Genomic DNA, 11,299 nt, shown 5'->3' with positions numbered 1-11,299 from the left:
GCTCAATCCTCCTGCTGGTCAAAGATGCCGGTGAAGTCGTCGGTTGCGACATCATCCGCGTAATCGTCTTCATCATCGCCCTCGTCGCCTTCAGCCAGGCGGTCGAGCGAAGTGTCCTCGTCGTCCCACATGCGCGGATGCTTGTGCAGCAGCGCGGTGATGATGGCCTGGCGCGCCAGGTCCGGGTGGTTCTCTTCCAGCGCTTCCAGCAGGCCTTGCGCCTTCGGGCAGGTGGCGGCGCCGAACACGCGGGCCGGATCGCCGTATTCGAAATCCTCGGCGTCGGCAAAAGCTGCCTTCGGGTCGTGGAATTCGATCACGTCCACCAGGGCGAAAGCCATCATGTTCAAATCGTCGATGCCGCCGCCGTTCACGTATTCGGTGCGCAGGGCTTCGACCATCTTCTTGTAATTCTTGTGGTCAGGCGGATCGCCGAGGATGCCCTCGATCTGCCCTTCCAGTTCGCGCGCCTGGTAGGCGAACTCTGGGTGTACTTTTCTCATTTGCTGCTGTCTTTCTGTTGATTCAGGCGGCGGGGATCGTCACGCCGTTGACGCTGAAGATGGAACGCCACTGTTGGTAGGCCTCCGCTTCCGGGTCGATGATGATGCGGTGGTGCACACTCTGGTTGTATTCTTCCCGTTTTTCGGGGTCGGACAACACTTCATAAGCTTTGACGATGGCCTTGAAGCGGGCGTCGGCGCCCGGTTCCTGGTTGCGGTCCGGGTGGAAACGCATCGCCAGGGAACGATAGACCTTCTTGATTTCCTCGTCAGAGGCATTGGGCGCGACACCGAGCACATTATATAAATTTTCCATATTGCAACTCCGGGCCGGTTTTTAAACGCGTAATGTCGAATTATCCTATAAAATGCCCTGTTTACGCTGAATATCACCCTAAAACCGGTAAACCTGGGTCAGACCCACGGGTCTGACCCTGTCTGTTCAACGGCTGGGGGTTGGGTTTCAATCCAAGCCCCAGGCGGTGGAGCTGACAGGGTCTGACCCTGCGGGTCAGACCCTGGTTTACCGGTTTTAAAGACTAAAACATACATGAGCAACGACAAAACCCACGCCCCAGCGCCCAATTTCCTGCGCAATATCGTTGAAGCCGACCTGGCCTCCGGCGCGCATACCCGCGAAGGCCTGCCGCCGGTCATCACCCGCTTCCCGCCGGAGCCAAACGGCTACCTGCACGTCGGCCACGCCAAGTCCATCTACACCAACTTCGGCCTGGCGCGCGATTTCGGCGGCCGCTGCCACCTGCGTTTCGACGACACCAATCCTGAAAAAGAAGAACAGGAGTACGTCGATTCCATCATCGACAGCGTGCGCTGGCTCGGTTTCGACTGGAACTACAAAGGCCCGGTAGGCGCCGGCGAACACCTGTATTACGCCTCCGACTACTTCGACAAGTTGTATGAAATGGCCGAATACCTGATCAAGGTCGGCAAGGCTTACGTGGACAGCCAGAGCGCCGAGGAAATGAAAAATACCCGCGGCGGTTTCGGCGTCGCCGGCACCAATTCCCCGTTCCGCAACCGTTCGGTGGAAGAAAACCTGCAACTGTTCCGCGACATGAAGGCGGGCAAATACAAGGACGGTGAGCACGCACTGCGCGCCAAGATCAGCGAAGACGCGATGTCCTCGCCGAACATGAACATGCGCGACCCGGCGATCTACCGCATCCGCCACGCCCACCACCACCGCACGGGCGACGACTGGTGTATCTACCCGATGTACGACTACACGCACCCGATTTCGGACGCGCTGGAAAACATCACGCACTCGATCTGCACCCTGGAATTCCAGGATCACCGCCCGTTCTACGACTGGCTGCTGGAAACCCTGTCCGAGGGTGGCTTTTTCAAGAAGCCGGTGCCGCACCAGTACGAATTCGCACGCCTGAACCTGACCTACATCGTCACCTCCAAGCGCAAGCTGCGCCAGATGGTGGAAGAAGGCATCGTGGACGGCTGGGACGACCCGCGCCTGCCGACCATGGCCGGCATGCGCCGCCGCGGCTTCACCCCGGAGGGCATCCAGCTGATGTGCGAGCGCACCGGCGTGACCAAGTCCGACGGCTGGATCGACTTCGGCGTGCTGGAAGGCGCCGTGCGTGAAGACCTGGACCCGAAAGCCCCGCGAGCCATCGCCGTACTGCGCCCGCTGAAGCTGATCGTCGAGAACTTCCCGGAAGGCCAGTCGGTCGAGTGCACCTCGCCGGTCCACCCGCACCACCCTGAGCTGGGTCACCGCACCTTCCCGTTCACCCGCGAACTGTGGATCGAAGAAGAAGACTTCATGGAAGTACCGACCAAGGGCTACTTCCGCTTCACCCCTCCGGTCGGCGACCAGCCAGGCGCCCGCGTGCGCCTGAAGTACGGCTTCGTGGCCGAATGCACAGGCTACGACAAGGATGAAAGCGGCAAGGTCACCGCCGTGCGCGTGAAGTACTTCGAAGACTCCAAGTCCGGCACCCCGGGCGCCGACACCTACAAGGTGAAGGGCAATATCACCTGGGTCAGCGCCGAAGCGGCCCTGGAAGCGGAAGTGCGCCTGTACGACCGCCTGTTCACAGAAGAGAAACCGGACGCCGGCGGCAAGGACTTCAAGGAGTTCCTGAACCCGAAAGCGCTGGAAATCGTCAGAGCCTACCTGGAGCCGGGCCTGAAGGACGCCACCGCCGAGCAGCGTTTCCAGTTCGAGCGCCACGGCTATTTCGTGGCCGACCGCGTGCTGTCGCAGCCAGGCAAGCCGGTGTTCAACCGCATCGTCACACTGAAAGATAGCTGGGCAAAATAACTGACCCGAACTGTGACAAAAAAGCCGCCTTCGGGCGGTTTTTTATTGTTAGTTTGATTTCAATCAAAGTGGCGTTTTTGCAACTTGACCTTGAATGGTGGGAATTCTTATAGTCGCGCAATGACCCGCCTACAGCTCAGCCTGTTTTCTCCGTCCAAACCCCTGTGGTGGCTGGGCGTTGCTTTATCGCTGGGCGTCGGCCTCGGGCTGAATACGGTTGCCACCCGCTCCGTCGAAAGCGAAGCGCGTGCCCGCTTTCATAACCAGGCCCGCAATACGCAATTCAATATCAACGCCAGCATCAAGGCCTATACCGATGTCTTGCGTGCCGCGGCCAGCTACTTCCAGGCCGGCGGCGAAGTCACGCGGGAGACCTTCCACCGCTACGTGCAGGGCCTGGACCTGGAGCACAACTATCCGGCGATGGACAACATCAACTTCGCCGAGTACTACACGGATGAGCATCGTCCGGCAGCGGAAGCCCGCCAGCGCCAGCTCACAGACAAGCTCTACCCCGCCTACCGCCTCCACCCTGAAGGAAAACGTCCCGAATACGCGGTGCTGACGCTGATCGAACCGCTCGAAGGCTTCGGCGACCGTTATGGGCTTGATATTGCGGCCCGGCCAGGCGTCGCGGGCGCCCTGTTCTCGGCGCGCGACCAGGGCGCCTTGAGCAGCTCCGGCCAGCCCATCCCCTTGCGCAGCGCGCCAAGCCATGTTGGCATGGCCATGCGCATCCCGATCTACCGCAACGGCATGCGGGTCACCACGGTCGCAGAACGGCGCCTTGCCTGCATCGGGTCGGTAGGCCTGGGCTTCAGCGTGCCGCGCCTGGTCGATGTGGCGCTCGGTGAAATGCCGGTGCGCACCGTGCGCGTTGTCTTGCGCGATAGCAGCAGCATCGGCAGGCCAGCCACCCTGCTGTTCGACAGCCAGCCTAATATGCCTGGCGCGGACAGCAGCCATTTCATCACCGAGCTGCCGATACAGTTCCATGGCCGCACCTGGCATGCCCAGTTCAGCGTGCCGAAGCGCGCACTGTATTCGACTTTCGATCAATACCTGCCCGCGCTGGCAGGCAGCATGGGTTTCGGTGCAAGCGTGTTGATTTATGCATTGTTTATCACGCTGGCCTCTTCGCGCCGCCGCGCCGTCAAGCTGGCGCGCGCCATGACGCGCGAGTTGCGCGACAGCCAGGCGCGCCTGCAGCTGTCGCACCATCGCCTGCGCCGCCTGGCCGCGCACGCGGACCACATCAAGGAAGAAGAGCGCAAGCGTATCGCGCGCGAGATCCACGATGACCTGGGCCAGAACCTGCTGGCCCTGCGCATTGAAGCCGATATCCTCGCCACGCGCACTGAAAAAACCCATCCGCGATTGCATGCGCGGGCGCGCGCCACGCTGCACCAGATCGACAATACCATCCGCAGCGTGCGCCAGATCATCAACGATTTGCGGCCAAATGTGCTGGACCTCGGACTGTCGGCTGCCGTGGAATGGCAGATCGCGCAGTTCCGCCTGCGCTCCGGCATCAAGTGCGAATTCACTGAAGACGCGGTGGCCGATCATGGCGTCGACGATCATTGCGCAACCGCCTTCTTCCGCGTGCTGCAGGAATCGCTCAGCAATATCCACCAGCATGCATCGGCCACGATGGTGCGCGTTGAACTGCACCAGTCGCATGGCATGCTGCGCATGACCATCAGCGACAACGGCATCGGCATCAATACGGCCAGCCGGCACAAGGCCGGCTCGTTCGGCCTGGTCGGCATCGAGGAGCGCATCAGCCTGCTTGGCGGGAACTGCTCGATCACCAGCCTTGCACACGGCGGCACCGCGGTCAGCATTGCTGTCCCCGTCGGCTACCGCGTGGCGCCGGCCGACGATATGCGCCTCAGCGCTTAGGCATTTTTACCACTCGGTAGGATTTTGCCTGACGTCGTTGATCCAAATCAAACTCCCTTTCCCTAGCTCAGCAAAAATGCATTTGTAACATTTGGCGATGCGATAAGCTATTGATTTGAAAGTAGCATTCCTGTGTTGTTTAATCCGCGCACGCTTGAATTGTTACTTGCATTAGCGGGGGCCATGTCTATACTTGAGCTAGTTGATCTACATCAACACGCGTTCCCAACTCCGAACGCCTCAGATGCCAGGCAGTACAACACCAGCCCCCTAGAACGGCGTCTTCTCTCTCTTCAGTCAGTCTTAAATTCGCTCACCATAAAGGGATGTCACTCATGATTTCTGCTGAAAGCTTCAAGGCTATTGCCGACCTGGACCTCGAACCTATCAAGGTGAAACTGATGCATGTGGAATCTGGCGAAGGCTGGTCGCTGGAAAAGGTTAACGCAATCGAATTCGAATACCGTCGCTTCCTGTACCTGATGAAAATGTTCCCCAACGAGCAGACCGCTCCGCTGATGGACGTGGACATCTTCTGGCACTACCACATCCTCGACACGATGAAGTATTTCATCGACTGCGAAAATGTGTTCGGCTACTACCTGCACCACTTCCCGTACATCGGCCTGCGCGGCGAAGACGATGAAGAGGCGCATGAACGCGTGGGCAACCGCATGAAGGAGCTGTATGAAGAAACCTTCGGCGAAGACTATTTCCGCAGCGCGGTTGCTTATTCGGGCCGTGTCGCAACCGAGGCTGCAGCGGATGGCGCCCAGCTTGCGTACTCGGGCCGCGTGGCAGATGAAGCTGGCCAGCAGGTGGCCTACTCCGGCCGCGTGGCTGCCGAAGCGGGCGCGCAAGTCGCTTACTCGGGTCGCGTCGCCGCCGAGGCTTCGCCGCAAGTTGCCTATTCGGGCCGTGTGGCTGCTGAAGCCGCGCCGCAGGTAGCCTATTCTGGCCGTGTCGCTGCCGAGGCTTCGCCGCAGGTCGCGTACTCCGGCCGCGTCGCTGCTGAAACCGCGCCGCAAGTGGCTTACTCGGGTCGTGTCGCCGCGAATGCCGCGCCGCAAGTCGCCTATTCGGGACGCGTCGCCGCCGAAGCGGCGCCAAAGGTCGCTTACTCCGGCCGCGTCGCTGCTGAAACCGCGCCGCAAGTGGCTTACTCGGGCCGTGTCGCTGCCGAAGCTGCACCGAAGGTCGCCTACTCCGGCCGTGTCGCGGTGGCCTACTCGGGCCGCGTGGCAGCTGAAGCCTCGCCTCAAGTGGCATACTCCGGACGCGTCGCATCGGGGGCAGCGCCGCAAGTCGCTTACTCAGGCCGCGTGGCAGCCGAAGCGAAGACGGCCTACTCAGGCCGCGTGGCGGCTGAAGCGCAAACCGCTTACTCCGGCCGTGTCGCCGCCGAAGCGAAAACCGCCTATTCCGGCCGCGTCAGCGCCGAAGCCCAGGCCGCATCGCAATCGCTGTTCTACACCGCCCGTCCTCGCCTGGCAGCTGCCTGAGCCCGATCGAGCGCGCAAATGAAAACGGCCGCCACCTGCCAAGCAGGTGCGGCCGTTTTTTTACATCCGGGCGAAAGCTCAGTGCGCCATCAGTTCGCGCAGTTCGCGAATGCTGAAATCGCTGATTTCATGCATGCGGATCAGGATCGTCGCGCCGATTGGCAGCGTGTTGTGACGGATCTTGCTGATCACTGGTGGAGCAACTTCCAGCGCGCGGGACAGGGCTGCGTCATTTTTCAGTTGCAGCTTTTCGATGATGGCGTCCAGAACGCGGTTCGGATTGTAGGTCGACGATGCAGTAATTTCTTTCAGAGAGCTCATGACTGGGTACTTTTTCAATGTGTTGCGTGGTCGCAACAAAATTATTGGCGGAATTTTCGACAAAGAGCGCCAGAAAAAGCCGTTATTGACGCAATTTTCGGCACACGGACGGTATCATACACCGATTTATTGCCGTTCGCTTAACGCCGTGAGATTTTGATAGATTGTAGCGCACAAAGCTGTGCTAGGAATTCATCTTGTTTAACAAAAAGACTACTGATGGTCGTTTATTGCTAAAGTAAACGGCAAGCAGAGCCAGGCAAACGTGATCCAGGCCAGTGCGGGGGGAAGGTACATCAGGGCAGCCGGCATGGGAGTGTACTCCGAACGCCAGTCAAGGCGGCGCCTGATTTCCTCGGGTGAAGGCGGAGGCAGGTGGGCGTGGCCGCGCTGGGCCAGGTAAGCACGGACTTGTTCCTTGGTGGGATGGCTATACATGGCGCCCTCCTTGGCAGACGTTGGCACAAGATAGCGCCGGCAGCATCACGGGCGCTTGATGCATCTCAAGGCGGCTGCAACATCCTGGTACTGCAGCCGTACCTGCAACTCCTCTTTCAGGCGCCGGTTCGCCAGCCTGCGCGATTCCGACATGAAAGACAACAGGGTTGGCGCCACGGCCTGCGCCAGTGCTGCCCGATCCAGGCGCGGAGGGCGCGGCAGGCCGAAATGATCGGCCACCATGTCGAAATAGTCCCCCATTTTGAGTTCCGTGTCATCCACTGCGTGATACACACGGTTACAAAATCCTTTGCGCAAGGCCGCCAAAACAACACGCGCCAGGTCGTCGGCGTGGATATGGTTGGTGAAAACGTCATCTTCCGGACGCAGCGCTGGCGTTCCCTGCTCCAGGCGCTTGATTGGCAAACGGTCCGCAGCATAGATGCCCGGCACGCGCAGGATTACCAGTCGCCCTTGCGCGCGGCACGCCCAGTCCCGCAGCACCTGCTCCGCATCAACCCGCCGCAGCGCCCGCGTATTGCGAGGAGCAACGGTCTGGGTTTCGTCAGCCCAGCGCCCGCCCAGGTCGCCGTACACGCCGGTGGTGCTCACATAAACCACTTGCGCCCGGTCAGGTAAAATGGCGGTCACATTGCGGGTGCGCCGATCCAGCACACCCTCGCCCGGCGGTGGAGCCAGGTGCACGACCTGTTGCGCCAGCCCGGCCAGGCGACGCAGCGATTCGGGCTGGTCCAGGTTGGCTAGCAAGGGAACGGCGCCCGCCGCACGCAATTCGGCAAAACGCTCGCGCTGGCTGGTCACGGCAAATACACGGTAATGCGCGCGCACCAAAGGCAGCAGACGCATGCCCACATCGCCGCAACCGATGACCAACAGGCGCGGCTTGTTGAATTTTTTACTGATTTCCATTTTTAAGATTGTATGTCTTTCCAAATAACTGTTCAGCCTAGCGGCCACCAATTCACCTGCGAAGACGATGAAACCGTTTTGGCCGCAGCCATGCGCGCCGGTGTCGGCCTGCCCTACGGCTGCAAGAATGGCGCCTGCAGCTCCTGCAAGGGCAAGGTGGTGTCCGGCTCCGTCAGCCACAAGGCGCACCAGCGCCGCGCCCTGAGCGAGGAAGAAGAAGCAGCCGGCATGTCCCTGTTCTGCTGTGCGATTCCGCATTCCGACCTGGTGCTGCAAGCGCGCGAAGTGGTCGGCAGCGGCGAATTCCCGATCAAGAAAATGCCGACACGCGTCAACGCTCTGGAGAAAATGGCGCCGGACGTGATGGTGCTGACGCTGCAGCTGCCCGCCAACGAAACCTTCCAGTATAAGGCCGGCCAGTACCTCGAATTCCTGCTGCGCGACGGCAAGCGCCGCGCCTACTCGATTGCCACCGCACCGGAAGGCGGCGCGATCACCTTGCACATCCGCCACATGCCGGGAGGCCTGTTCACCGACCAGGTGTTCAGCACCATGAAGGAGCGCGATATCCTGCGCTTCGAAGGCCCGCTGGGCACCTTCTTCGTGCGCGACGATTCCGACAAGCCGATGGTGCTGCTGGCCTCGGGCACCGGCTTCGCGCCGATCAAGGCCATTGTCGAACACGAACGCGCCAGCGGCTCCAAGCGCCCGATGACGCTGTACTGGGGCGGCCGCCGCCCCCAAGACCTGTACATGGACGCGCTGTGCCGCCAATGGGCGGAAGAACTGCCCCACTTCAAGTACGTGCCGGTGGTTTCCGATGCACTGCCGGAAGAAAACTGGAGCGGCCGCACCGGCTTCGTCCACCAGGCAGTGATCGACGACCTGCCGGACATGTCGGGCTACCAGGTCTACGCCTGCGGCGCCCCGATCGTGGTCGAATCGGCCAAGCGCGATTTCGTCAAGGATTGCAAGCTGCCGGAAGATGAGTTCTACGCGGACGCCTTCACTTCCGAAGCAGACCTCCAGCAACCTTAAGTCTTTCCCCGCGCTGCGTGCCGTGGGGCGCGCAGCGCCCTTCGGCTCCCCCAAGCACGCAAACGTATGTCATCCAACGGTTTCTCTGTCCTCCGCCACCGCAACTTTGCCTTCTACCTGTCAGCCCGCCTGCTCGGCACCATCGCCGTTCAAATGCAGAACGTCGCCATCGGCTGGCAAGTCTATGCACAGACCAAGAACCTATACTACCTCGGCATGATCGGCCTGGCGCAATTCGCGCCTTTCCTGCTGCTGATCCTGTACGCCGGCCATGCCGCCGACCGCTACAACCGCCGCAACATCATTGCCACCTGCCTCGGCGCGCAACTGGTGTGCGGGCTGGCGCTGCTGGGCTACACGCACAGCGGCTTCGAATCCGTCTGGCCTATCTTTGCGGTGCTGGTATTGTACGGCAGCGCGCGCGCCTTCTCGAGCCCCGCCGGCCAGGCAGTATTGGTCAACATGGTCCCCACCGAGGACTTCAGCCGCGCGGTGGCCCTGAACAGTTCGACCTTCCAGGTCGCCGTGATTCTCGGCCCGACGCTGGGCGGCCTGCTCTACGTGTATGGCCCGGCCACGGTGTACGCCGTCACTTCCGTCATGCTGCTGATGGCCGTGGTGCTGATGTGCCTGACCCGTCCCGCCCCGCAGGCCACGCGCAAGGAGCCGGCCACCTGGCACAGCGTGCTGGAAGGATTGCGCTTCGTCTGGTCGCGCCCCATCATGCTGGGGGCAATTTCGCTCGACCTGTTCGCCGTGCTGTTTGGCGGTGTCACGGCACTGCTGCCGGCACTGGCGCACGATGTGCTGCACATCGGCCCCTCCGGCCTTGGCCTGCTGCGCACCGCGCCCGGTGCTGGCGCCGCACTGTGCTCGATTTCACTGGCTTTCTGGCCGATTACCCGTCGCGTCGGCATCTGGATGTTCGGCGGCGTCGCCGTGTACGGCATTTGCACCGTAATCCTCGGCACCACCTCCAGCTTCACGCTCGCCCTCGCCTGCCTGTTGCTGCTGGGCGCCGGCGACATGATCAGCGTCTACGTCCGCCATTTGCTGGTGCAGTTCGAAACGCCCGATGAAATCCGTGGCCGGGTCAGCGCCGTGAACGCAGTGTTCATTGGCGCTTCCAACGAACTCGGCGAATTCGAATCCGGCGTCACTGCCGGCTGGCTGGGACTCACGCGCGCCGTGGTCTTCGGCGGCGTCGCCACGCTGGCCGTGACGGGCATCTGGGCCTGGCGCTTCCCTGTCCTGTCGCGCATGGACCGCTTCCCCCATCACGACAAGTAGTAAGATTGGCCGCATGCGCTACCACATCGTTCGCAGCCGCCCGCACCTGAGCGCCGCCATCGCGGTCGGCGCACTGGCAGGAGTGTTCCTGCCTTCGCACTGGAAACCGCTGGTGCGCGTGCTGTCTGCCTGGGACATCGCGGTCTGGATGTACCTGTTCACAGTTGGCTGGATGATGATGCGCGCCGACCACCGCGAGGTGAAGCGCATCGCCGCACGCCAGGATGAACGCGCAGCAACCATCCTGGCCAGCCTGGTGATCGCCACGGTCGCCAGCATGATCGCCATCAGCAGCGAACTGGCCAGCCTGCGCGACATGCCCGCCAATGAACGCGGGCTGCATTACGCCTTTGTGGTGATGACGCTGGTAGGCTCCTGGTTCCTGGTCGGCACCTTGTTCTGCTTCCATTACGCCCACCTTTATTACAACGCCGAGGGGCGCCAGCGCCCCCTGTCATTCCCTGGCGGCGAGACCCAGCCCGATTACTGGGATTTCCTGTATTTCTCCTTCACGATTGCCGTCGCCGCGCAGACTTCGGACGTGTCGGTGCAAGCACCCGCCATGCGCAAACTGGTGCTGGGCCAGTCTGTGCTGAGCTTCTTCTTCAATCTTCTTATCCTGGGTTTATTTGTGAATATGGCGGCTTCGCTGATGTAGGCGTATGATGAAATCGCGTGGCAACACGTTTTGGTTAACAAACGGGAGCAGCATATGCAAATCAGTGTGAACACCGACAAAACCATCGAACGTACTGCAGGCCTGGAAGACCATGTGAAAGAAGTGGTCAAGACTGCACTCCACCGGTTCGGCGAGCACATCGGACGCGTCGACGTCCACCTCAGCGAAGGCAATGCACAGAAGTCCTCTGACGGAGATATCCGCTGCATGATCGAGGCGCGCGTCAACGGCTACCAGCCGATTGCCGTCACCGACCACGACGCAACCCTGCATCAATCCATCAACGGCGCAGCAGACAAGCTGCAACGAGCCATCGACAGCGCGTTGGGCCGCCTGAACGATGGCAAGCGCCACACGTCCCAGCCCAACTTCGAAGAGGCTGAAGAGTAAT

At 61.2% G+C, this 11,299-nt stretch carries 12 protein-coding genes; 7 read left to right on the top strand and 5 right to left on the bottom strand.

The window, feature by feature from the left end; translation table 11 throughout:
- Nucleotides 1-2: 2 nt before the first annotated feature.
- Nucleotides 3-503, bottom strand: a complete 501-nt coding sequence (locus tag ACN9MY_RS09710) for a hypothetical protein (RefSeq protein ID WP_426170186.1) — start codon at nt 501-503, stop codon at nt 3-5.
- A 22-nt stretch (nt 504-525) separates the two neighbouring features.
- Nucleotides 526-819 carry a DnaJ domain-containing protein gene (locus ACN9MY_RS09705; protein WP_426170185.1) on the bottom strand — a complete coding sequence of 98 codons (294 nt, stop codon included), beginning with the start codon at nt 817-819 and terminating at the stop codon, nt 526-528.
- 234 nt (nt 820-1,053) lie between these two features.
- On the opposite strand from ACN9MY_RS09705, the gene ACN9MY_RS09700 reads away from it, so the two are divergent.
- The 3 genes from ACN9MY_RS09700 to ACN9MY_RS09690 all read left to right on the top strand — a co-directional run bounded on the left by ACN9MY_RS09700 (nt 1,054) and on the right by ACN9MY_RS09690 (nt 6,212).
- Nucleotides 1,054-2,805 carry a glutamine--tRNA ligase/YqeY domain fusion protein gene (locus tag ACN9MY_RS09700; protein WP_426170183.1) on the top strand — a complete coding sequence of 584 codons (1,752 nt, stop codon included), beginning with the start codon at nt 1,054-1,056 and terminating at the stop codon, nt 2,803-2,805.
- Between the two features lie 120 nt (nt 2,806-2,925).
- Nucleotides 2,926-4,710 (top strand): CHASE domain-containing protein, encoded by a 1,785-nt coding sequence (locus ACN9MY_RS09695; RefSeq protein WP_426337224.1) that lies wholly within the window; start codon nt 2,926-2,928, stop codon nt 4,708-4,710.
- Nucleotides 4,711-5,045: 335 nt separating this feature from the next.
- Nucleotides 5,046-6,212: a glycine-rich domain-containing protein-like gene (locus ACN9MY_RS09690; RefSeq protein WP_426337223.1), complete on the top strand. Its 1,167-nt coding sequence runs from the start codon at nt 5,046-5,048 to the stop codon at nt 6,210-6,212.
- 78 nt (nt 6,213-6,290) lie between these two features.
- On the opposite strand, the gene ACN9MY_RS09685 is transcribed toward ACN9MY_RS09690, so the two are convergent.
- From ACN9MY_RS09685 to ACN9MY_RS09675, 3 genes are all read right to left on the bottom strand, one after another.
- Nucleotides 6,291-6,533, bottom strand: a complete 243-nt coding sequence (locus ACN9MY_RS09685; protein WP_130315086.1) for a hypothetical protein — start codon at nt 6,531-6,533, stop codon at nt 6,291-6,293.
- Nucleotides 6,534-6,746: 213 nt separating this feature from the next.
- Nucleotides 6,747-6,971, bottom strand: coding sequence for a hypothetical protein (locus tag ACN9MY_RS09680; RefSeq protein WP_426170175.1), 225 nt, complete (start codon nt 6,969-6,971; stop codon nt 6,747-6,749).
- A gap of 45 nt (nt 6,972-7,016) precedes the next feature.
- Nucleotides 7,017-7,901, bottom strand: a complete 885-nt coding sequence (locus ACN9MY_RS09675) for an SDR family oxidoreductase (RefSeq protein WP_426337222.1) — start codon at nt 7,899-7,901, stop codon at nt 7,017-7,019.
- A 12-nt stretch (nt 7,902-7,913) separates the two neighbouring features.
- Between ACN9MY_RS09675 and ACN9MY_RS09670 the strand changes: the two genes are divergently transcribed.
- The 4 genes from ACN9MY_RS09670 (at nt 7,914) to ACN9MY_RS09655 (ending at nt 11,298) form a co-directional block, all read left to right on the top strand.
- Complete coding sequence (locus ACN9MY_RS09670; protein WP_426337221.1) at nt 7,914-8,939, top strand: CDP-6-deoxy-delta-3,4-glucoseen reductase; 1,026 nt, start codon at nt 7,914-7,916, stop codon at nt 8,937-8,939.
- 66 nt (nt 8,940-9,005) lie between these two features.
- Nucleotides 9,006-10,229 carry an MFS transporter gene (locus tag ACN9MY_RS09665; RefSeq protein ID WP_426337220.1) on the top strand — a complete coding sequence of 408 codons (1,224 nt, stop codon included), beginning with the start codon at nt 9,006-9,008 and terminating at the stop codon, nt 10,227-10,229.
- A gap of 13 nt (nt 10,230-10,242) precedes the next feature.
- The gene (locus ACN9MY_RS09660; RefSeq protein WP_426337219.1) at nt 10,243-10,887 is read left to right on the top strand and encodes a DUF1345 domain-containing protein; all 645 of its coding nucleotides are present in this window, start codon (nt 10,243-10,245) and stop codon (nt 10,885-10,887) included.
- A 54-nt stretch (nt 10,888-10,941) separates the two neighbouring features.
- The gene (locus tag ACN9MY_RS09655; protein WP_426170162.1) at nt 10,942-11,298 is read left to right on the top strand and encodes an HPF/RaiA family ribosome-associated protein; all 357 of its coding nucleotides are present in this window, start codon (nt 10,942-10,944) and stop codon (nt 11,296-11,298) included.
- Nucleotide 11,299 lies beyond the last annotated feature (1 nt).

Origin of the sequence: Pseudoduganella sp. R-31, from assembly GCF_049913235.1 — a bacterium.
In the GTDB taxonomy this organism is placed as follows: domain Bacteria; phylum Pseudomonadota; class Gammaproteobacteria; order Burkholderiales; family Burkholderiaceae_D; genus Rugamonas.
Note: the sequence above shows the minus strand (reverse complement) of the source record. Positions and strands in the feature narration are given on the sequence as shown.